Below are 20806 nucleotides of genomic sequence, written 5' to 3' on the forward strand. Positions count from 1 at the left end.
TTGCCGTTGTTCTCCCACTCGCGGACACCTCTTCTTTTTCGTTACGTCTATTATTAGGCGTTCCTTAACGCTGTGTCCACTTTTTATTCTAGTTACACTGAGTCCGCAGGATTCTTCATAACCGTTATCCTGTTGAAATAGCGGATGCTGTGTCCGCCAAGTTTCTGAAACTCCGATTATCGTTTGCAATACCAACCTAGTAAGTGGCAGCAGGCGCTGCTCTAAATGCACATGAGGCCCCGGAGAGCAATGCTCCCCGAGGCCTCAATCATTTAAACTTTTCTGTCAGCCAATCAATTGCTCTGCTTGCTGCTCTTCTTGTTGCTTTACTTGCTGTGCCGCTTGCTGCTCTGCCATAAGCAGCTGCTCTCGCACTTTGACAACCTCACCGATAATAATTAACGCAGGGTTGCTGAGCTGTACGGAAGCGGCCAGATGATGAATATGCTCAAGTGTGCCAGTAAAGGTACGCTGCCTCGAGGTGGTGCCTCGCTCAATAAGTGCAACGGGCGTCGAAGCGGCTTTTCCATGCTTCAGCAGTTCTTCGCGGATGGCGCCAAGCTGGCTGACTCCCATATAGATGGCTAATGTATCCACGCTATGTGCCAGCAGATCCCAGCGTACAGGCGCTTTATCGCCATGGCAGCGGGTGCCTGTGACGCAGGCGAAGGATGAAGCATGCTCGCGGTGAGTCAGCGGAATATTCGCCGCTGCCGCAGCTCCGATCGCCGACGTAATGCCGGGTATCACCTCATAAGGAATGCCATGCTTGGCAAGCTCCAGCGTCTCCTCGCCGCCGCGTCCGAAGACGAAGGGGTCGCCGCCTTTCAGGCGAACGACATTTTTTCCTTGGCTAGCGTATTGTATAAGCAGTTGATTAATTTTATCCTGTGGCATGGCATGGGCGTTTGGTGCTTTGCCGCAATAGATGAGCTCGACGTTTTTGCTGGCATAATCGAGCAGCTCTGTGGTAGCGAGCCTGTCATACAAAATAACATCAGCCGACTGGATGCGCCGCATTGCTTTAACGGTAATGAGCTCGGGATCGCCCGGACCTGCTCCGACAATGTAAACCGTGCCTGCTGACTGCTTCATCATAGTCCACCTCCTTTGGAGGTTACTGCTCCAGCTGCTGCCGGTTCGGATTTTATCGTTGCTTTAACGTTCAAAGCTTGGCTTGTCGGCGAATGATGGGACAAATACAGCAGCATCCCCGTAAATACTGCACCGCCAATAAAGTTGCCGATGAGTACCGGAATTTGATTCCATACCCACCAATCAGCAAAGCTGACGTCAGCGCCAAGCAGCATGCCTGCGGGAATGACGAACATATTGACGACCGCATGCTCAAAGCCTTGGGCGAAGAAAATAACGATGGGCAGCCACATCGCAATGATTTTGCCGCCCGTTGATTTGGACGTCATCGCCATTACGACGCCGAGTGTCACCATCCAGTTGCACAAAATCGCTTTAATGACAACAAGCATCATGCCTTCAGACCCCATATGCTTGTAGCCGAGTGTTTTCGTTTCGCTAAGCTGAATAATCATTTGAATGAGCGGATTGCTCATATCGGTGAACATTTTTGTTATGACTAAGCCGTACAGCAGCGCATATGCAGCGCAGCCAATTAAATGACCGACAATGACCCAGAAATAATTGGACAGCATGCGGGCTGCGGTCGTCTTGCGGGCAACGACAGATAGAGGGCTTAGTGCAAAGCTGCCAGTCACAAGCTCCAATCCAAGGAGGACGATGATCACGAACCCAGCGGGAAATACGAGAGCGCCTGCAAGGCCAAGCGAGGTTTGGCTGGCAGCCGTAAACGCAAGCGTTGTGGCAAAGGCCAAAATTGCGCCTCCGAGAAAACCGCGGATGACCATTTGCAGCGTGCTCGCATTAGCTTTCGCAGTCCCAGTATCAATCATTGTATTTATTACTTCTGCGGGTTTGATATAGGACATAATAATGTCTCCTTAAGATTAGGAATCGCCTAACATGCTCTTTATTATAGAAGTAAAGCGATGAGAATTGGAAATAAGTAATATTTATAAAAGATATAAATTATATAACCACGTAAATGGCGCCGTTATCTGGATCAATTTCAGTAGCAAAAGTCGTTACGCAGCCGTCATCCGGGTCCTTCACCAAACCGCTATGGAGGTCAACCTTCCAATCATGCAGCGGACAATGGACAACCGTACCGCATACCATGCCTTCGGATAAAAGTCCGCCTTTATGCGGACAACGATTTTCAATAGCGAGCACGCTGCCGTCCTCAAGACGGAATAAAGCAATTTCCGTCTCCTTCACGCGCACGGTGCGCGAGCCGCGAACATCAATATCAGATAATTTGCCAATCAGCAGTTTGCTCATATTTAATCCCTCCTGATGTTAAACCGGCAGTGGGCCGGCAATCGGTTCGAAGTTTTTACGCAATTCATCGTTATCCACAATTTCTTTCCAAGGGTCTGTCGTCAGGCTGAGCGTTTTCTGTACACGTTCAACGAGCGCGAGGCGGTCTTCTTGCTTCTCCAACGCTTTTTTGACCGTATCAAGGCCAACACGGTCGATCCAGTGGGCGGTACGCTCATTCCACTGGGCTGTTTCGCGGTAGTATTGCAGGTAAGCACCCGTCCATTCCATTACCTCGTCTTCTGTTTTCACCGTTGTCAGCAAGTCGCAGGCCCTTACCTTCACACCAGCATTGCCGCCAACATGAATTTCCCATGCCCCGTCAATCGCTACAACACCCAAATCTTTAATCGTTGCTTCCGCACAGTTGCGGGGACAGCCGGAGACCGCCAGCTTGAATTTTGCCGGAGCGTTCAGACGCTCGAAAGCCTTTTCCATCTTAATGCCCATGGCCATGGCATCCTGTGTACCGAAGCGGCAGAACGTATTGCCGACGCATGTTTTTACGGTCCGGAGCGTTTTGCCGTAGGCGTGGCCCGAAGCCATCTCGAGCTCCTCCCACATTTTGGGCAAATCCTCTTTTTTAACACCGAACAGGTCTAGGCGCTGGCCGCCTGTAAATTTCACTAGCGGCACATTGAATTTTTCGGCTACCGAAGCGATTTTAATCAAGTCTGCTGGAGTTGTGACTCCGCCATAAATACGTGGGACGACGGAATAAGTACCGTCCTTCTGAATGTTGGCGTGATAACGCTCATTCGTGAAGCGGGATTCCTTCTCATCCACATAATCTTCTGGGAACAGCATGCCCAGGTAGTAGTTGAGGGAAGGGCGGCACTTCGAGCAGCCTTCTTTGTTATTCCAGTCGAGCACATGCATCACTTCTTTGATCGTCATCAGGCGCATGCTTTGGATTTGTTCTACGATTTCGTCACGGCTAAGCGATGTGCAGCCGCAAATGCCTTCCTTCGCGGATTCGCCTACTGCGTCACCTGCGAACAAGTGCAGCAATCCTTCGATATCGGCCTTGCAGCCGCCGCAGGATGCGGATGCTTTCGTGCAGGCTTTCAGCTCACCGAATGTATGGCAGCCTTTGTTAAGGACTGCATCGCCGATGGCACCTTTAGTGACGCCGTTGCAGCCGCAGACGATTTCATCGTCGGGCATGTTTTCCAGCCGGCTAGCACTGCCGCCTGATTTGCCAAGCAAATCGTTCGAAATGCCGAGCAGCAACTCCTTCTCGCGGCCTTCAATCGATTCTCCGCTTTTTATGGAAGCAAACAACGAGGCGCCGTCCGCTGTATCGCCGAACAATACCGCACCAATCAGCTTGCCGCCCCGGATAACGATTTTTTTATAAGTGCCCGCCATATCATCTTGAATCCGCAGCGCCCGCGAGCCTTCCGTCTCAATAAAGCGCCCCGCTGAAAAGACATCGACGCCAGATACTTTTAGTTTGGTGGAAGTGACCGATCCGGCATAACCAGTCGTTTCGACGCCTGCAAGACGTTTAGCGAGCACCGCGCCTTGCTCATACAAGGGAGCCACAAGGCCGTAAGCAACGCCCCTATGCTCTACACATTCGCCAAGTGCCGATACATGGGCCATATTCGTATTCATAAAATCATCGACGAGTATGCCGTTGTTATAGTCAATACCGGAGCTTTTCGCCAAATCCACATTCGGGCGTATGCCGACGGCCATCACGATCAGGTCGGTAGCCAAATGGCTGCCATCGGTAAATTGCAGCTCCTTGACTCTGCCGCGGCCTGTAATTGAAGCGGAGTGCTTGCTGAGCAGAAATTTCATGCCTTGAGCTTCAAGTTCCTTTCTCAGCATGAGCGAGGCTGCCTCATCGAGCTGGCGTTCCATAATATAAGGATGCTTATGAATGACGGTGACTTCCATACCGAGATTGAGCAAGCCGCGGGCAGCTTCTAAGCCGAGCAGGCCTGCGCCGATAACGGCTGCTTTTTTATACGATTTGGCTGCGCTGAACATTTTCTCGCAATCTTGAATATCGCGGAAGGCAATGACGCCTTCTTTATCTGCGCCGGGAATAGGGAGCATAAACGGCTTGGAGCCTGTTGCGATAACGACTTCATCATAAGGGGCCTCCATGCCGCTTTCGGAAATGACGACTTTGCGCTGCGTATCAATTTTTTTGATCGCTTGATTCGTATGAAGCGTAATGTGGTTGTCCTTGTACCAATCCCAATCATTAATAATGATATCTTTAAGCTCGGTGCTGCCTGCCAAGACGGTGGACAGCATAATACGATTATAGTTAGGGTGCGGCTCCGCACCGAAAATCGTAATCTCATAAGTGTCTGGGGCCAGCTTGAGCAAATGCTCGATTGCACGAACGCCTGCCATGCCGTTGCCGATAAGTACTAATTTTTTAGGGATTGTCATCATGGTTCTCTCCTCTCAAATAGGGCAGCTCTGTCTGGATAAATATAAAAAGCCTGATTTCGCTCCCAAGGACACAGTTGTGCTTCCTTGGTAGAACGAAACCAGGCTCCATTGCCGGTTCAATCGAATACGCCATTGTACTCGTGAAAAACGTTATAGTTGATAGTGCTACTATACACTGGATTTTTATATCATGTCAATATACCTGACGTAAATTGTTGCATAAATTGAGGTGTCGACAAATTAAAGGAGTTTGTGTTATAAATATTCACAACAGTCAAATAGGAGGGGGCGCTCCTGAATGCGTTCTTTATTACTTATTGAACATAAAGCTGCCGATTGGGAGCCTGTAAGACCGAAAAACCAGGCAGACCGCGATTTAAGCAGGCTTTTGCCCGAAGTTATTTTGGAGTCCGGCGGTTATTTTGTATTGCATGGCGGCAGCGAGGAGCTTGCGCGCAAGCATATCGCCCAATCGGATGCAGTTGTATTGAATCTCCCATTAAACGAGGTAAAGTACTGGGGCACTAAACTGCTGGGCTGGAAAAAAATTCCGATGCTTTGGTGGTGCAGTGCCGAAACCGCGACGCTTTCGAATGCTTTTTGCGAGGATGATCTTCCGGTGGATGGCATCATAACGCCGCTTATGAGCGAGCAGGAGCTGCATTGGGCATTCCATTTTGGAGCCAAGCAATGCAGTGAGCGGCAACAGTGGCATTTGGAACGCCAGCAGCTGGAGGGCCGTCTGGAAGAACGAAAATGGATTGATATGGCGAAGGGCATTTTATGTGACATTAAAAAAGTTTCCGAAGCGGAGGCTTATGATTTGCTGCGCAAGCAGGCTATGAATGAACGCAAACGCCTTGTGGATGTAGCGACGTCCATTGTAAAGGTATATCAGCTGCTGCAGGAGCAGAAATAAGGGGGAGTACCGATGATTACCAATCTATTGAAGGAAGTCGGGCGCGGGAAGAGGGGCGCGCGTGATTTGACCTATGATGAAGCGGTGCAAGCAGCCGAATGGATTGTGAATCTGGAGGCGACTCAGGCGCAGATCGGTGCTTTTTTTATGGCGGAGCGAATTAAGATGGAAAGCGTTGAGGAGCTTGAAGCTTTCGTCAACGTGTGCCGGAGCCAGGCCCGCCGCGAGCATGTGCAGGAGGGAATTGACTGCGCAGGGCCATACGACGGTAGGAAAAAATCATTTTACGCCACATTCGCCACCTCCTTCGTCTTAGCGGCTGCCGGATTGCCGGTCACGCTGCACGGTACAGCTTCCCTTCCTCCAAAATGGGGCATTACGCTGCAGGATCTGCTGCTCGAAATGGGCATAAATCCGAAGCTGCTTTCGCAGGAGGCATCGCTTGAAGCTGCAAGGGAGACGGGCATTCTGTTCGTTCCCGCAGAAGAGTGGTGCCCGCCGCTTAAGCGGCTGCACGGGCTGCGCGAGGAATTGGGCATGCGAACGGTATTGAACACAGCTGAGAAGCTTGTGGATTATGGACATTCGCCTTATCTCGCATTCGGCGTTTATCACAATACGGTATTTGACCGCATGTCGAAGCTATTGACGAATTTGAATTATAAGAAGGCGCTCATTGTGCAAGGGACGGAGGGCTCGGAGGATTTGTTCATCGAGCGGCCAACTAGAACGTATCAGGTAGAAAATGGCGAAGCCAGCCTGCAAATGATTGACCCAGATGCCTATGGACTGGAGCTGCCTGTACCCGACGTGGACTGGACGCCCGCGGAGCAAATGGCTGTGACGGAGGCCGTGCTTAATGGAGGCGGGCATCTCGCTTTTATGAATCAGGTGCTGCTTAACGCTGCGGTCCGGCTTCATTTGGCAGAGCGAGTCGATTCCATTGAAGAGGGCTTGTACACGTGCAAGGACTTGATCGACAATGGGGTGGCATGGGAGCTCTATGAGAAGTGGAAGGTTAGCTTGCTCATCTCGGAGCAGCAGCAGCTTCATAAGGCGACTGTGACGACGCCGTAATTTTAACCGTGAATAGAATCTATGATTTACATGAAAAAAAGCAGTCTTCAAGCTCGCGTCGCGGGCAATTTGAAGGCTGCTTTTTGGTATGGGATGAATTAGTGATCATCGAGCACATTTTTATATTGACTGGAAAATAGCGGTTGTTTATGTTTTAAACGTTCAATTTCGAGCTTAATAATGGATTGCTCCTTAACGATGTATTCCACATCTTGTTTAAGGCTGGTAACATTTTGATTCAAATGCGAAACTTTGTCATGCGTATGACGAAGTATGCTAATGACATCGTCATTTTGCGATTGTTCCATGCGCCCCAGCTGGATTTGAATTTGATCAAGACGCGTGTCTGTTTGGTCAAGGCGATTATCCACATGGTCAAAACGCTTGTCCATTTGGTCAAGGCGACTATCTACATGGTCAAAACGCTTGTCCATTTGGTCAAGACGCTTATCAAACTGATCAAGCCGTTCGTTCGTTTGCTGCGCAAATTGGATCAATAACTGTTCAATACGGTTAATTTGTTCGCTCATTTAACAGCCTCCATGTAGTCATTGAATCTAGTATAACATGTATCGAAATTTCAGCAATGGCCTAGTAGTCGTCTAAACGCAGCAAAGCAGGCGATGCCAGATCGCCTGCCTGAACCGTACACAATCAAAACCTAAAATCACAGCTTGTCCAATTGCTGGAGCAGCAAGGACTCAGCTTGCAGCAGCATACTCTAGCTTAGTAAAGGGAAATCGTTAACGTATCCTTCTCATGATACGAATGCAGCGTAGCTTCGCTGCCGACGATTTCGACGCTGATCAGCGACTTGATACAGAGCTTGAGCGCATTTTTGCCAGTGTTCAGCTTGCGGTTCAGTACATCGGTAAGTTTCTCGACAGCTTTTTTATTCGTATCCGTTATATAGACGGGAATCGTTTTATTTTGAAACAACAGCATTGTTTTCATAAAGGAATTCCTCCGCTCATTGGTTAATTTTAATTTTACTTTACTTGATGAATCTTAAGCGAATCTTAAAAAAAAGTTATGAAAAGGTTACAAAATCGTAATTTTTTCTAAAAACATAAGAATGTATAAGTTTGCACCTATAATAGGCTTCTATTTCTCGGACTGAAACGCGCCTTGCCGCCAAAGAGCAGCGTCAGCCGTTTCACCTTGTAATGGGCCATTTTGGACCGGATTCCGCTTTTGCTTGCGAAAATCGGACGGGGTGCAGTTCAACGTCTTGCGAAACACTTTAACAAAATAGCTGATATGGTCGAAACCGACCTCCAGCGCGATGTCTGAAATTTTGCGTTCCGTGTGCAGCAGCAGCTCGGCCGCCTGGTTTACCCGATAGGCGTTCAAATATTCAACCGGCGTCTGCCTCGTCATTGATTTGAAAAAACGGAAAAACTGTCCTTCGCTCATCGGAATTTGCTCCGCCAGCTCGCCAATGCGTATTGGCCTGCGATAATGCAGCTGGATATAGAGGATGCTTTTCTTAAGCCGCTCTATTCGGGTTCTGTCATCCGATCTTGCTTCACTGCGATTGCATGCCCGGTTTTCAATAGCGATCTCATGCAGCATTAAGTAGAAATACCCTTTCACCGCAGCCTCGAATCCGGCATAGGGTGCTCTGCAGCAGTTAATCATTGAACGGAGCAGGAAGAGCAGCTGCCGCTTCCAACCACTGTCCGGTGATATATGTCTCGGAAACGTCTTTTTCTTCTCCTGGAACGGACGAACGCAGGTTTCCTGTACAGCATCGTAGCTAGTGCTATCCAGCCAGCGAACGTCAAATACGATGGCGCAATAGGTGCAGGAGGAGCCATTTAAAGAGTGTCCGGCATGAATATCTCCGCTGTCGATGAAGACGGCTTCTCCAGCGCGAACGGGAAAATACTCGGTGTCAATCTGGAAGAGCATCTCGCCCTCCAGCACAACTAGAAACTCAGCCTCGTCATGCCAGTGACAATCTACATTTACCTCGCCAGGTGCATATTCCATCCAGTAAGCAGCAAGAGGAAAGGTAACATCGCCATGCATGCGGTCTTCCCTGAGCGAATGACGCAGCGTCAAATCCATTGCAGTCAACCTCCGGTGATGAAGAAATCAGAATGGTGTTATAAACGGGCATAATTCTGTTAGTTTGTTGCTTTGCTTATCAGTATAATGCAAAATAGAACGATTTTAAAGTCAAATAATCGATATAAAAGCAGAAAGGTCGGTTCTATTATGAAATTTACTGACGGCAACTGGATGCTACGTAAACAGTATGACCTTCTGGGCGCGGTACAAGCCCATGATTTCGAGCAAAAGGATGGCGTGCTTACGGCATATGCGTCTCCGCGTCCTATTTTGTCACGTTCCAATATGTTAGATACGATGCTGCTTACGGTTCGGTTTCATTCTCCGATGCCGGGCGTTGTCGGCGTTAAGCTGATTCATCACATGGGCGTGCGTGAGCGCGGTCCTGTATTCGAGCTGACGAAGGAAACGGGAACTTTCGTTACTATAGAAGAAACAGAAGAAGCAGCGATCCTGACAAGCGGCAGCCTGAGCGTTCATATTCGTAAAGGTCCCGAGTGGTCAGTGGATTTCTACCGTGGCTCCGAGCGCATTACCGGAAGCAGGCAGAAGTCGATGGCGTATATTACGGAAGGCAAAGAGCAAGCCTATATGCGTGAAGAACTGGATCTTGGTGTAGGCGAATGGGTTTATGGCCTCGGCGAGCGTTTTACGCCTTTCGTGCGCAACGGCCAGGTCGTCGATATTTGGAACCAGGACGGTGGCACAAGCTCCGAGCAAGCGTACAAAAATATTCCGTTCTATGTAACGAACAAAGGTTATGGCGTATTCGTCAACCAGCCGGATCTCGTTTCCTTCGAAATTGCTTCGGAGAAAGTGAAGAAGGTTCAATTCCATGTGCCTGGCGAATCCCTTGAATATTTCGTCATTGATGGTCCAACGATTAAAGAGGTGCTTGGAAAATATACCGCACTGACAGGCAAGCCTTCTTTGCCGCCGGCATGGACGTTCGGCCTGTGGCTGTCGACCTCTTTTACAACAAATTATGATGAAGCAACGGTTAATTCCTTCGTCGATGGCATGGAAGAGCGCGGTTTGCCGCTGCATGTATTCCACTTCGACTGTTTCTGGATGCGCGATTTCCATTGGACGGATTTCAAATGGGATGAGCGGATATTCCCGGACCCTGTCGGCATGCTCAAACGCCTGAAAGAGAAGGGGCTTAAAATCTGCGTATGGATTAACCCTTACATCGCGCAGCGCTCCCGTCTGTTTGAAGAGGGCAGAGACAATGGCTATTTGATCAAAAAGCCAAATGGCGACGTATGGCAATGGGATATGTGGCAGCCGGGCATGGCTATCGTGGACTTCACGAATCCTGCGGCATGCGAATGGTACAAAGGCTATCTGCGGGAGCTTGTAGATATGGGCGTTGACAGCTTCAAAACGGACTTCGGCGAGCGCATTCCGACCGATGTGGTGTACCATGACGGCTCTGACCCTGAGAAAATGCACAATTTCTACACGTACCAATATAACAAGGTTGTATTTGAGGTATTGGAAGAGAAGCTGGGCAAAAATGAAGCTGCGCTGTTCGCGCGTTCCGCTACCGTTGGCGGTCAAAAGTTCCCCGTTCACTGGGGCGGCGATTGCTACGCGGATTACGAGTCAATGGCTGAATCGCTGCGCGGCGGCCTGTCGCTGGGCTTGTCTGGCTTTGGCTTCTGGAGCCACGATATCGGCGGCTTTGAGAGTACAGCTCCAGCCCATGTCTTCAAACGCTGGCTTGCGTTTGGCTTGCTTTCCAGCCACAGCCGCCTGCACGGCAGCAGATCGTACCGGGTGCCTTGGGCGTATGATACAGAGGCGGTTGATGTTACCCGCTTCTTCACGAAGCTCAAATGCAGCCTGATGCCTTACCTGTTTAATACAGCTGCGCAAGCGGTGGAGCAAGGTTTGCCGTCGATGCGTGCGATGGTGCTGGAATTTCCGGAAGATCCAACTTCCGAGTTCCTTGATCGCCAGTACATGCTGGGTGATTCCATCATGGTTGCCCCTGTATTCGACGAAAATGGCTTTGTACAATATTATTTGCCGGAAGGCAGCTGGACGCATCTTCTGACTGGCGAAATCGTAGAAGGCGGAAAATGGCTTAAGGAAACGCATGACTTCCTCTCGCTTCCATTGTTCGTTCGTCCGAATTCAATCATCGCAATCGGTGCGAATGATACGAAGCCGGATTATGACTTTGCTGACGGCGTGAAGCTGACGGCTTACAGCCTCGCTGATGGAGCATCTGCATCATCCACCGTTCGCGACATTAAAGGCGCTGCCGAGCTGCTCGTTACTATGAAGCGCGAAGGCAAGGAAGTAGCCGTTAAGGTACAAGGCAGCGGTAAAGCGCTCAGCCTGGCTCTACACGGTATTGGCGAAATTGCTAAAGTGGATGGCGCTGCTTCGCTTCAAGACGGCACGGTATCAATTGCTGCTGGTGCGAAAGAAACAGCATTTACGATTACGCTGAAGTAATTGAAATAAAAACTGAAATAAATATTGAAAGAAACAAACGGCATAATGCCGGATGTGCTTTTAAAAACAGACCAACGCCTTGTGACGACCGCATCAACAGCCGTCGCAGGGCGTTTTTTTCTTAGAGTAAAAGACAGCATTCAACAAAATAACATATAAAAAGACTAATAAGACAGCTGTTTTTTGCAGCGCTCCTTCTATATAATTTGAAATGTAAGGTACAAGACTTGAGAAACTAAATTCACAATATAAAGGAGTGCGGCCAAAGTGGGACAAATCGGAATTGGTTTACAATTGTATACGCTCCGTGACGCAACAGCGGAAGACTTCGAGGGCACGCTGCGCAAGGTTGCGGCAATGGGATATGAAGGCGTGGAGTTTGCAGGCTACGGCGGTATTGAAGCGGAAAAAATGCGTGACTTGCTCCAAGAGCTTGGACTTAAAGCAATCGGAAGCCATATCGGCCTGCATTTGCTGGAAAGCCAACTGGATGAAGAAATCGCTTACTTGAAAACGATCGGCGCAAAATATGCGATCTGTCCTTATTTGCTGGATGATCAGCGCAGTGCTGAAGCTTGGGCGAAGCATTTTGTAGCTTTTGAGGAGTATGGTAAACGTTTCCGCGAAGCGGGTATTGATTTTGCCTACCATAACCACGATTTTGAATTTAAAGTGGAGATCGACGGCAAAGAAGTATTTGATGCGCTTTATGAGCGAATCAGCCCTGAGCTGCTGAAAGTGGAAATGGATATCGGCTGGGTACAATTTTCCGGCAAAGATCCACTCGCTTACATTGCGAAATATGCAGGACGTCTGCCTTTGCTTCATTTGAAGGACTACCGCGACAACAATGGCCAATTGCCAATTGATACGGTAGAACTTGGCCGTGGCGATCTTCCGCTGCTTCCTATCATTAATAGTGCGGTTGAAGCGGGTGCAGAATGGTTGATCGTTGAGCAGGACACTTGCGCAAATCCTCCGCTTGAAGCAGTAGCGGAAAGCATGGACTGGCTGAAAAACAATTTTCTGAACGCTTAATTCGCAAATAGGGAATGACCTTATCCATTATTTATTGAAAAGGCAGGGATACATTAATAATGAGCAAAATTAGAGTAGCAGTAGTAGGTTGCGGTTCCATTTCGAAATATCGTCACATTCCGGAGTATGCAGACAATGCAAATGTAGAATTAGTCGCATTCGTTGACCCGATTATTGAGCGTGCAGAAGGATATGCCGAGAAGCATGGCGGCAAAGCTTTTGCAGATTATAAGACGATGCTGGCTGAAATTAAGCCCGATGCCGTTAGCGTATGTACACCGAACGCGCTTCATGCACCAGTAGCGATTGCAGCAGCAAACGCTGGCGCACATGTATTGGTTGAGAAGCCAATGGCAGCTACGGATGAAGAAGCGGCAGCAATGATTGAAGCGGCAGCGAAAAACGGCGTTAAGCTGATGGTTGGACATAACCAACGCTTCATGCCGCCGCATGTAAAAGCGAAAGATTTGCTGAAAACGGGCATTATCGGCAAAGTTTTGACATTCCGTACGTCGTTCGGCCACCCGGGCCCGGATGCATGGAGCATTGATGGCGCGGAAAGCTGGTTTTTCCGCAAGCCGGAAGCAATCATGGGCGCAATGGGCGACCTTGGCGTGCACAAATCCGACTTGATCCGCTGGCTGCTTGACGATGAAGTGGCGCAAATTGCTGGCTTCGTTGGCACAGTAGATAAAGACAGCGATGTAGACGACAATGCAAACTGCGTGCTTCGTATGAAGAGCGGCGCGATGGGTTCGCTTGTAGCGAGCTGGACTTATTACAAAGGCGAAGACAACAGCACGATTTTGTGGGGCTCCAAAGGCGTTATGAAAATCGGTACGCACCCGGAAGATCAAGTCATCATTGAACTGCGCGACGGTACAGTAGAGCGCTACAAAACAGGCGAAATCTCCACAAATGAGAAGCAGCTGTCGAGCTTTGTTATCGATAAATTCATTGACTCCATCGTCAATGACACGACTCCACCTGTAACAGGCGAAGAGGGCCGCAAATCGCTTAAAGTCATTTTGAGCGCCTTCGAATCCCAAGCAACAGGCAAATTCATCGACATCAACTAATCTCCATCTATATAAGGGTTTTAATTAAGTATGTGTTACATGATTTTACTCACTATATGGTAGGGATAACGAGCCAAGCGCGTTATCCCTCAAAAAACTGCCTTCGCCGAGTTAAATGGTGGAGGCTTTTAAATTTGGAGGTGAAAAGTGGCAAGTGGTGGAGAGAAAGGTTTGAGCTGGAGAAGCGATAGCGTTCGTTTTTGCCTTTTCATTTCAACCTCAGAGAGGTTTAATTCAAGAAATGCAAAGGCAATGACGATCGTAGGCCAAGCCTTTCACGCAACAGCGCAGCTCCTATTTCACCATCCTATTTAACGTCTCTCCGTCTTAAGGAGGAGAGACACTCGGGCGCTGGTATTGTTTTTAGCTTAGTATATAGCATTATAGAATAGCATGTGGTAAATTTAGCTTAACAGCAAGGAAGTTTAATTCACTATTCGATAATATCGAATAGCTGAGGCTTTTGCATTTTAAGCAAAGCAGGGAGCGTCGTGTATGAATGTGCAGTTCAAGAAAGGTGTGCTGGAGCTATGCGTTCTCGTCTTGACGTCTGAGGGAGACCGTTACGGATATGAACTGGCAGTGAAAATATCGTCCAAATTCGAGGTGGCCGTTGGGAGTGTATATCCGCTGCTCAATCGCCTAACGCTGGAAGGCTACTTCTCGACTTACCTTAAAGAATCGAATGAAGGACCTCCGCGGAAATATTATCAACTGACGGAGGCGGGCTGGCAGCATATGCGAGGGCTCATTCATGAATGGTCGAGCTTCTCGACAGCCGTAAATGAAATTATTGAGGAAGGAATCCGTCCATGATGATGACGAAACACAATTATATGAGCGAGCTGGAGAGGCTGCTCGCGAAAGTGCCGGATAAGCAGCGCCGCGAGTGGCTGTTCGATTATTACAGTCATTTTCAGCAGGCAGAGGAAAATGGGCAGAGCGAGCATGAGGCTGCATTGGAGCTAGGCGACCCAAGGCAGATTGCGAGCGAACTGCTGCTTGGTTATAAAGTACAACGGGCTGAAGCGAAGAAAAGCTTCGGCAATACGTCTAAGGCGGTGCTTGCAACAGTGAGCTTGGGATTTTTCAATATCGTATTTGTACTGGGGCCTTATGCGGCTGCAGTTGGCGTGCTTATTGCCCTATGGGCGACTACTCTAGCGCTTGGATTGGCAGGCGTCACAACGGTGCTGGAGAGCACGTGGAGCGGCATGTTTACACTAACCCAAGCAGCCTCTATTGGGCTCGTCTGCATTGGATTGAGCATTTTGCTGGGCATAGGCGTTAATGCTCTGACAAAAGGATTTTTCGCTGCAACGATTAAATATTTGAAGTTTAATACGAAAATCATCAGGGGGAAAAAACAATGAGAAAGGCAATTGCAGTTGCGCTTATATTAATTGGAATCGGCTTGGCTGGAGCGATATATTCTTTTAGCTGGGATGAGCTGCTGTCCTTCGGAACGAAGCCTGTATCGCAGGAGAAAACAGTTGATGCAGCTGGCGTAAGCAGCTTGACGGTAGAAGCTGGCTCGATGGATATAGAAGTGGTGCCAGGGAGCTCGGATAAGATTGTTGTACACTTGGAAGGCCGGGCAAGCTCGAAATATTTAAACAAGCTAAAGCTTGAGACGGAGCAGGATGGCGACAGGTTAGTCATTAAAAGCAGCTTTAATACGGGTTTTACCATCGGTATCAACTATTCTTCATTTAAGCTGACGGTAGAGCTGCCGGAGCGCCAATGGGATGAGGTGACGCTGAAGGCGAACAGTGGCAACGTCAGCGCCTCCGATATGAACAGCCGCACCTTGGCGATGCTAACCTCATCAGGACGTGTGAAGGGGGAGGATTTGTCTGCGGACGAGATGGATTTTGAAACGACAAGCGGAAAAATTGAGCTGCTTGGCGTTACTGGTGAGAGCATGAAGCTGGATGTCAGCTCCGGCAGCATCAAGATAGAAGACTATAAGGCAGAAACGGTTGAATTCAACACGACAAGCGGCAATGCAAGCTTTATTAATGGTACGGGAGAGCTGTATGGCCAAGCGAGCAGTGGGAAAATAAGAGTTGAATCGGAAACCATTACTCATAGCATGAAGCTTGACGTTACCTCTGGCAATATCGTCGTTGAAGCTAAGCAGCCGCCACAGTCTGCCGAAATTAAGCTGAAAACAACATCCGGCAGCCAGAAGGTCGAATGGGACAATGTTCAAACGGAAAAAGAGGATGATCGTTCCTTTGCTGGCACAATTGGGACTGGATCGGACCTTTCAATTGATTTGAAAACAAGCTCGGGCAATATTACGCTCAAATAGCGTGTGCAAAATAAGCAGCAAGCTGAAAGTCCCGCAAAGCCAAGCGCAGCGGGGCTTTTTTCTGTTTTTTAAACGGTTTGCGCTTGGAAAATGAGGGGTTTATGAGCGGATTCTAATATGGCGGAGCATTCATTTGGATGACAAGCTGGCGAAGAGTGAAAAAAGGCAGTTGCGGCTATTCTTTCACCCGGATTTCCAAAGTGAGATGATTCTCATAAACGTCTGAAAACGGTTTATTTCGCGTGAAAAACGCTTGTTTTACCATTTTTTGAGCCGTGTAACCGCCCAAATGCCATGTTACGATAGTTTGCGTCGGGATGACCGGCACACACAAATTACACACAACTTCGAGGAGGAGATTTCATAATGAAGAAGCAACCATTTAAAGTAGGTGTCGCTGCCGTAGCCGCAGCCGCATTAATCGGAGCAGGCGTAGCAGCACCATCGACGGTGGGAGCAGCACCAGCAGTGAAGGCGAACTCCAAGATTACGGCTTATAGCATTGACCAAGACTTGTTGAAGCAAATTGCGGAGCAATACGGAATTGATTTGAGCAAAATTAATTTTAACGGCATTACAATCAGCTTCCCTAACGGAACGCCAACGGGTACTGGTACAAGCAAACCAAGCACAGGCACGACTAAGCCAAGCACAGGCACAACTAAGCCAAGCACAGGCACAACGAAGCCAAGCACAGGCTCTGGTTCCACTGGCAGCACGAAGCCAACGACAGGAACAGGCTCTGGTTCTTCGAATTCGGGCAGCGGTACAACTGTCGATCAAAGCGCTTATCAAAGCGAAGTCGTCAAAATCGTAAACCAAGAGCGTGCAAGCGCTGGTCTTCCAGCTTTGACGGTCGATGCGCTGCTGACAAAAGTCGCGGTAGCCAAAGCGAAGGATATGGCGGACAACAAATATTTCAGCCATACGTCCCCAACTTATGGATCGCCGTTTGATATGATGAAGAGCTTCGGTGTTAGCTACTCTTACGCTGGCGAGAACATTGCTGCCGGACAACGCAACCCGTCTGAAGTAATGACAGCATGGATGAACAGCACAGGTCACCGTGAAAATATTTTGAGCAAAAACTTCGGCAAAATCGGTGTTGGCTACTACAACGGCCAATGGGTACAAGAATTTACGAACTAGAAGTGAACAGAAACAGGCGATCGTTAGCTAAATCTTTCACGCCGCGCAGCTCCTTGCCCGCGCGGCTTAGTAAACTATGGACTTAATCGATTTTGGAGGATATTTGTGATGAAAAAACTAAGTATTACAGCTGCTGCTCTCGTGCTTTCCTGCGCGCTGGCAGCAGCTCCCGCTAACGCGGCAACCCAAACACATAAAGCGGCAGAAGGCGATACGTTCTGGAAGCTCTCCCAGCAGTATAAGGTTGATTTAGATAAACTGCTTGCAGCTAATTCCAAAATTAATCCGCTGAACATAATGGTAGGCATGAAATTAAATGTTCCAGTTGCAGCAGCAGCGGTGAAAACGAATGCCAAGGCAGCGAAAAATGCCGACAATGCAGCTAAAGCAAGCGCTCAAGCGCAGCCAAAAGCAGCAGCAACGATTAAGGCTGAAAGCCTATCTGCAAAAAGCATTATTGCAAGCAACGGCAACAGCTATACGTTCAGCAAGCAGCTGAATGTAAAAGCGACCGCTTACACAGCGGCAGCGTCGGAAAATGGAAAATGGGGCGCCGTCGATTATTTTGGCAATCCGCTTAAAGTAGGAACAGTGGCGGTAGATTCCTCGGTTATTCCGCTTGGAACGAAGCTTTATGTGACAGGCTACGATTATGATGGATTGCCTGATGGCGGCATGATTGCTGTAGCAAACGACATGGGTGGAGCGATCAAAGGCAATCGCATCGATATTTTTGTACCTGGCAGCACAGCCACTGCTCAAAGCTTCGGCATTCAAGACGTTAAAGTATATATGGTAAAGTAGAGCGTTATTTTGAAATAGGTCTGTTGCGTTATTTAGTTTAACGCTGACTCCAATAACCCTATGTACAAGCCCAGTGTTCCTCGCACCCGAGGAGCGCTGGGCTTGTTTGTATTGCAATTACAACACAGGGCTAACGGATGTGTCTCTCCGCACTTTGTTCGAGCAGCTCTGGCAGCGTGACGATGCGATAGCCCTTCTGCTGGAGGGAGGCAATGAGCTGTGGAAGCGCCTCGATAGTGCCAGAGAGGCTTTGCTTGACGCCGCCGCCGGCATGCTGCAAGATGATGGAGCCTGAGCGCAGCGTTTTATGCATATTCCGTAAAATGGCCGAGCTGGTCGGATTGTTTTTCCAATCCGCTGAATCAACATCCCAATTCACAACAATATAGCCGTTGTTTTTGGCCCAAGCGACTTGACTAGGCTGCATCTCGCCATAGGGGGGCCGGAAAAAGTGCGGATGATACGGGATGATTCGACTAATGATCGTATCGGTACGCCACACTTGACGGTGAAAATCATTCGGTGAAAGCTTCGACATCACCTCATGATTATAAGAGTGGTTGCCGATGATATGGCCTTCGCGATGAATTCTTTTTACGATTTCGGGATGTTTATCCGCTCGCGTGCCTACAAGAAAAAAAGTTGCCTGTACGTGATGCTTCGCCAATATATCCAGTATTGCAGGGGTAAAGCGCGGATCAGGAGCATCATCAAAGGTTAACGAGACCTCTTTTTTATGCCGCGGCCCATTGAGAAAATAGGCGCCGGGATAGCGCTGCTGCAGCTTAACCCATGACACGCTGTCAGAGCGGCGTTTTTTGCCTGTTTTGGCTTTATCCGCCTGACTAAGGCTGCCGCTGCTGTCTGTTATGGCCGCCGTCTGTACGCTTGCCTTGGAGCTGGCGTTCAGCTCTTCCGCAGATGTCAGGAAGGTGGCGATAACCAGCAGCAAAATCAACAATTTGTTCAGGCGCTGGAGCATTACATGACGTCCTCCATTCGGTCTGGCAAACAGCCGGAATAAACGTTATTTTCCCCTAAATAACGCCTTTCATCCGCTTTACAAGTGAAGGGCACGGGCTTAAAATTAACGGGATAAGAAGATAAGATGGAGGATGAAATAATGCCGCTATTAGATATGCCTGTTCATGAATTACATAAATATCAAGGCAGAAGTCCAAAGCCAGCGGATTTCGAGGCTTATTGGGATCGCGCGCTTGCCGAGCTCAATGCAACAGATGCGAATGTTGAAATGGTCCCGAACGCTTTCCAGCCAGCTTCAGCGGAATGCTTTGACCTGTATTTTACAGGGGTGCGCGGCGCGAGAATTCATGCCAAATATCTTCGCCCTAGACAAGGCGCTCAGCAGCCTCACCCAGCAGTCGTTATGTTCCACGGCTACTCGGGTTCTTCAGGAGACTGGGCAGATAAGCTGAGCTTCGTATCGCTTGGCTACTCGGTGCTGGCGATGGACGTACGTGGACAAGGCGGCTACTCGGAGGATACAGGCGGCGTCAAAGGAACGACGCATAATGGGCATATTGTTCGCGGGCTTGATGGCGAAGCGGATAATATGCTGTTCCGTCATATTTTTCTGGACACGGCACAGCTCGCTCGTATCGCCATGGATTTGCCAGAGGTGGATGCAAATGAGGTATATGCAACGGGCTGGTCGCAAGGCGGTGCGCTCACGATTGCTTGCGCTGCACTGGAGCCGCGCGTGAAGAAGCTTGCTCCTGTTTATCCATTCCTCAGCGACTATCGCCGCGTGTATGAGATGGACTTGGCGCTTGATGCCTATGCTGAACTGCGTACGTATTTCCGCCATTTCGATCCGCAGCATAAGCGCGAGGAAGAGATTTTTACAAAGCTCGGTTATATTGATATTCAATTTCTTGCGGAGCGGATTCGCGGAGAAGTGCTGCTTGGCGTAGGCCTCAGTGATTCGATTTGCCCGCCTTCGACCCAGTTTGCGGTCTATAATAAAATTCAGTCACCGAAGCGGGTGGAAATTTATCCGGATTTTGGCCACGAGGGTTTGCCAGGACTGCATGATCAAATTATGAATTTCTTCGTTCCGGGTTCAACAAATGGCTGAAGACATATATCGGCTGTTAAAGGAGCGGTTTAATCTTTGCGTAGTTGAGCCTGATGAAGTGGTTTACACAAGTGCTGCTGCTGCCTTGCTTGAACAGCCTGTGATGGAGGAACTGCTTGCCGTATACCAGCCGCTTGTGATGGGGAAGGAGCAGATAGTGGCTGAAGTTTATGCAGCCTCCTGGTTTCGCAGGCCGATGCTGGCCCTCATTTATATGCTGGCGAAATACCGTATGGCACCAAATATGTCGCTGGATAATTTGACGCTTTATGTGTGCAAAGCGGACGGTTATTATAATGTGTATTTCAGGTTAAATAAGGCTGAGCTGCTCCAATCTCCGTCTACGGAGGAGTCGGCTGGCGAATGGGTGCGTGCACAGCTTGAAACGTTTTTTCATGAGACGATCGCTCCGTTTTTTCATAGCATAGAGCGTGCTGGATCGGCCAAAGCAAGCTTGTTATGGGGGCAGCTGCCCACTTCGCTGGAATATGAGTATGGCGTCATCATGGCTTCCTCGGAAAGCGAAGCGGTGAAGGAATCCATTGACTCGCTGTATAAAACGGCGAAGGCGCTTGATCCTGCGATTTTTCATCGCAAAAGAAATCCTTTGGATGTTAAATTCCAATATACGGAAGCTATTGATGACCCAGAGAAACAGATGCGCATTAAATATGCCTGCTGCCACTATTATAAAGTTGAAGGCGGCCGTTATTGCTATACGTGTCCGCGCAGCAGCGAGACGGAGCGGGTTCAGCGCCGCATGGAGCATCGGGCAAAGCTGAATCGAACAATTTGATTTTGAAGGATCATTGCTGCCCTTTCATAAAGGGCCTGCAATGATCTTTTTGGTTAAATTTAATTAACTGAAAATTGCGAATTTTCTTATTGTAACTTCATGATTTTTGAACTATAATGAGTCCCAAGAACTACACATATAGAGATAATTA

At 48.8% G+C, this 20806-nt stretch carries 20 protein-coding genes; 12 read left to right on the forward strand and 8 right to left on the reverse strand.

The window, feature by feature from the left end:
- Positions 1 to 285: 285 nt before the first annotated feature.
- The 4 genes from cobA to nirB form a co-directional block, all read right to left on the reverse strand.
- Positions 286 to 1095, reverse strand: a complete 810-nt coding sequence (gene cobA / locus ASF12_RS21205) for a uroporphyrinogen-III C-methyltransferase (RefSeq protein WP_442952550.1) — start codon at positions 1093 to 1095, stop codon at positions 286 to 288.
- On the reverse strand, positions 1095 to 1964 hold the full coding sequence (locus ASF12_RS21210) for a formate/nitrite transporter family protein (protein WP_056039164.1): 870 nt from the start codon (positions 1962 to 1964) through the stop codon (positions 1095 to 1097). Before ASF12_RS21210 ends, cobA begins: the two co-directional genes overlap by 1 nt.
- A 100-nt stretch (positions 1965 to 2064) precedes the next feature.
- Positions 2065 to 2376 carry a nitrite reductase small subunit NirD gene (gene nirD, locus ASF12_RS21215; protein WP_056039167.1) on the reverse strand — a complete coding sequence of 104 codons (312 nt, stop codon included), beginning with the start codon at positions 2374 to 2376 and terminating at the stop codon, positions 2065 to 2067.
- An 18-nt stretch (positions 2377 to 2394) separates the two neighbouring features.
- A complete protein-coding gene (gene nirB / locus ASF12_RS21220) occupies positions 2395 to 4830 on the reverse strand; it encodes a nitrite reductase large subunit NirB (protein ID WP_056039168.1) in 2436 nt (811 codons plus the stop codon).
- Between the two features lie 301 nt (positions 4831 to 5131).
- On the opposite strand from nirB, the gene ASF12_RS21225 reads away from it, so the two are divergent.
- Positions 5132 to 5752, forward strand: a complete 621-nt coding sequence (locus ASF12_RS21225; RefSeq protein WP_056039171.1) for an ANTAR domain-containing response regulator — start codon at positions 5132 to 5134, stop codon at positions 5750 to 5752.
- Between the two features lie 12 nt (positions 5753 to 5764).
- Positions 5765 to 6829 carry an anthranilate phosphoribosyltransferase gene (locus tag ASF12_RS21230; RefSeq protein WP_056039173.1) on the forward strand — a complete coding sequence of 355 codons (1065 nt, stop codon included), beginning with the start codon at positions 5765 to 5767 and terminating at the stop codon, positions 6827 to 6829.
- 98 nt (positions 6830 to 6927) lie between these two features.
- Here ASF12_RS21230 and ASF12_RS21235 read toward each other — a convergent pair whose 3' ends face one another.
- The 3 genes from ASF12_RS21235 to ASF12_RS21245 form a co-directional block, all read right to left on the reverse strand.
- A complete protein-coding gene (locus ASF12_RS21235) occupies positions 6928 to 7359 on the reverse strand; it encodes a hypothetical protein (protein WP_056039176.1) in 432 nt (143 codons plus the stop codon).
- Between the two features lie 196 nt (positions 7360 to 7555).
- The gene (locus ASF12_RS21240; RefSeq protein ID WP_046228538.1) at positions 7556 to 7783 is read right to left on the reverse strand and encodes a hypothetical protein; all 228 of its coding nucleotides are present in this window, start codon (positions 7781 to 7783) and stop codon (positions 7556 to 7558) included.
- A gap of 150 nt (positions 7784 to 7933) precedes the next feature.
- Positions 7934 to 8902: a helix-turn-helix transcriptional regulator gene (locus ASF12_RS21245; protein WP_063892622.1), complete on the reverse strand. Its 969-nt coding sequence runs from the start codon at positions 8900 to 8902 to the stop codon at positions 7934 to 7936.
- 150 nt (positions 8903 to 9052) lie between these two features.
- On the opposite strand from ASF12_RS21245, the gene yicI reads away from it, so the two are divergent.
- The 8 genes from yicI to ASF12_RS21285 all read left to right on the forward strand — a co-directional run bounded on the left by yicI (position 9053) and on the right by ASF12_RS21285 (position 17761).
- Positions 9053 to 11374, forward strand: coding sequence for an alpha-xylosidase (yicI, locus tag ASF12_RS21250; RefSeq protein ID WP_056039180.1), 2322 nt, complete (start codon positions 9053 to 9055; stop codon positions 11372 to 11374).
- A 267-nt stretch (positions 11375 to 11641) separates the two neighbouring features.
- Positions 11642 to 12412, forward strand: coding sequence for a sugar phosphate isomerase/epimerase family protein (locus ASF12_RS21255; protein ID WP_056039181.1), 771 nt, complete (start codon positions 11642 to 11644; stop codon positions 12410 to 12412).
- Positions 12413 to 12471: 59 nt separating this feature from the next.
- The gene (locus tag ASF12_RS21260; protein WP_046228542.1) at positions 12472 to 13491 is read left to right on the forward strand and encodes a Gfo/Idh/MocA family protein; all 1020 of its coding nucleotides are present in this window, start codon (positions 12472 to 12474) and stop codon (positions 13489 to 13491) included.
- 495 nt (positions 13492 to 13986) lie between these two features.
- Positions 13987 to 14307 carry a PadR family transcriptional regulator gene (locus ASF12_RS21265; RefSeq protein ID WP_046228543.1) on the forward strand — a complete coding sequence of 107 codons (321 nt, stop codon included), beginning with the start codon at positions 13987 to 13989 and terminating at the stop codon, positions 14305 to 14307.
- Positions 14304 to 14864, forward strand: coding sequence for an HAAS signaling domain-containing protein (locus ASF12_RS21270; RefSeq protein WP_056039184.1), 561 nt, complete (start codon positions 14304 to 14306; stop codon positions 14862 to 14864). The genes ASF12_RS21265 and ASF12_RS21270 overlap by 4 nt, the downstream gene beginning before the upstream one ends.
- Positions 14861 to 15808, forward strand: a complete 948-nt coding sequence (locus ASF12_RS21275) for a DUF4097 family beta strand repeat-containing protein (protein WP_056039188.1) — start codon at positions 14861 to 14863, stop codon at positions 15806 to 15808. Before ASF12_RS21270 ends, ASF12_RS21275 begins: the two co-directional genes overlap by 4 nt.
- Positions 15809 to 16174: 366 nt before the next feature.
- Positions 16175 to 16957, forward strand: coding sequence for a CAP domain-containing protein (locus ASF12_RS21280; protein ID WP_056039190.1), 783 nt, complete (start codon positions 16175 to 16177; stop codon positions 16955 to 16957).
- A gap of 108 nt (positions 16958 to 17065) precedes the next feature.
- Positions 17066 to 17761: a 3D domain-containing protein gene (locus tag ASF12_RS21285; protein WP_056039193.1), complete on the forward strand. Its 696-nt coding sequence runs from the start codon at positions 17066 to 17068 to the stop codon at positions 17759 to 17761.
- Positions 17762 to 17891: 130 nt separating this feature from the next.
- Here the strand turns inward: ASF12_RS21285 and ASF12_RS21290 are convergent, their stop codons facing one another.
- On the reverse strand, positions 17892 to 18743 hold the full coding sequence (locus ASF12_RS21290) for a polysaccharide deacetylase family protein (RefSeq protein ID WP_056039197.1): 852 nt from the start codon (positions 18741 to 18743) through the stop codon (positions 17892 to 17894).
- Between the two features lie 141 nt (positions 18744 to 18884).
- Between ASF12_RS21290 and ASF12_RS21295 the strand changes: the two genes are divergently transcribed.
- Positions 18885 to 19859 carry an alpha/beta fold hydrolase gene (locus ASF12_RS21295; RefSeq protein WP_056039200.1) on the forward strand — a complete coding sequence of 325 codons (975 nt, stop codon included), beginning with the start codon at positions 18885 to 18887 and terminating at the stop codon, positions 19857 to 19859.
- Positions 19852 to 20655, forward strand: a complete 804-nt coding sequence (locus ASF12_RS21300) for a (2Fe-2S)-binding protein (protein WP_056039203.1) — start codon at positions 19852 to 19854, stop codon at positions 20653 to 20655. The genes ASF12_RS21295 and ASF12_RS21300 overlap by 8 nt, the downstream gene beginning before the upstream one ends.
- Positions 20656 to 20806 lie beyond the last annotated feature (151 nt).

Source organism: Paenibacillus sp. Leaf72 (genome assembly GCF_001422685.1).
Lineage (GTDB): Bacteria > Bacillota > Bacilli > Paenibacillales > Paenibacillaceae > Pristimantibacillus.

What these genes read in the sequence shown, in the direction of transcription:
- cobA (WP_442952550.1), bottom strand. Translation starts at nt 1,095, where the DNA reads ATGAAGCAGTCAGCAGGCACGGTTTACATTGTCGGAGCAGGTCCGGGC.
- ASF12_RS21210 (WP_056039164.1), bottom strand. Translation starts at nt 1,964, where the DNA reads ATGTCCTATATCAAACCCGCAGAAGTAATAAATACAATGATTGATACT.
- nirD (WP_056039167.1), bottom strand. Translation starts at nt 2,376, where the DNA reads ATGAGCAAACTGCTGATTGGCAAATTATCTGATATTGATGTTCGCGGC.
- nirB (WP_056039168.1), bottom strand. Translation starts at nt 4,830, where the DNA reads ATGACAATCCCTAAAAAATTAGTACTTATCGGCAACGGCATGGCAGGC.
- ASF12_RS21225 (WP_056039171.1), top strand. Translation starts at nt 5,132, where the DNA reads ATGCGTTCTTTATTACTTATTGAACATAAAGCTGCCGATTGGGAGCCT.
- ASF12_RS21230 (WP_056039173.1), top strand. Translation starts at nt 5,765, where the DNA reads ATGATTACCAATCTATTGAAGGAAGTCGGGCGCGGGAAGAGGGGCGCG.
- ASF12_RS21235 (WP_056039176.1), bottom strand. Translation starts at nt 7,359, where the DNA reads ATGAGCGAACAAATTAACCGTATTGAACAGTTATTGATCCAATTTGCG.
- ASF12_RS21240 (WP_046228538.1), bottom strand. Translation starts at nt 7,783, where the DNA reads ATGAAAACAATGCTGTTGTTTCAAAATAAAACGATTCCCGTCTATATA.
- ASF12_RS21245 (WP_063892622.1), bottom strand. Translation starts at nt 8,902, where the DNA reads ATGGATTTGACGCTGCGTCATTCGCTCAGGGAAGACCGCATGCATGGC.
- yicI (WP_056039180.1), top strand. Translation starts at nt 9,053, where the DNA reads ATGAAATTTACTGACGGCAACTGGATGCTACGTAAACAGTATGACCTT.
- ASF12_RS21260 (WP_046228542.1), top strand. Translation starts at nt 12,472, where the DNA reads ATGAGCAAAATTAGAGTAGCAGTAGTAGGTTGCGGTTCCATTTCGAAA.
- ASF12_RS21265 (WP_046228543.1), top strand. Translation starts at nt 13,987, where the DNA reads ATGAATGTGCAGTTCAAGAAAGGTGTGCTGGAGCTATGCGTTCTCGTC.
- ASF12_RS21270 (WP_056039184.1), top strand. Translation starts at nt 14,304, where the DNA reads ATGATGATGACGAAACACAATTATATGAGCGAGCTGGAGAGGCTGCTC.
- ASF12_RS21275 (WP_056039188.1), top strand. Translation starts at nt 14,861, where the DNA reads ATGAGAAAGGCAATTGCAGTTGCGCTTATATTAATTGGAATCGGCTTG.
- ASF12_RS21280 (WP_056039190.1), top strand. Translation starts at nt 16,175, where the DNA reads ATGAAGAAGCAACCATTTAAAGTAGGTGTCGCTGCCGTAGCCGCAGCC.
- ASF12_RS21285 (WP_056039193.1), top strand. Translation starts at nt 17,066, where the DNA reads ATGAAAAAACTAAGTATTACAGCTGCTGCTCTCGTGCTTTCCTGCGCG.
- ASF12_RS21290 (WP_056039197.1), bottom strand. Translation starts at nt 18,743, where the DNA reads ATGCTCCAGCGCCTGAACAAATTGTTGATTTTGCTGCTGGTTATCGCC.
- ASF12_RS21295 (WP_056039200.1), top strand. Translation starts at nt 18,885, where the DNA reads ATGCCGCTATTAGATATGCCTGTTCATGAATTACATAAATATCAAGGC.
- ASF12_RS21300 (WP_056039203.1), top strand. Translation starts at nt 19,852, where the DNA reads ATGGCTGAAGACATATATCGGCTGTTAAAGGAGCGGTTTAATCTTTGC.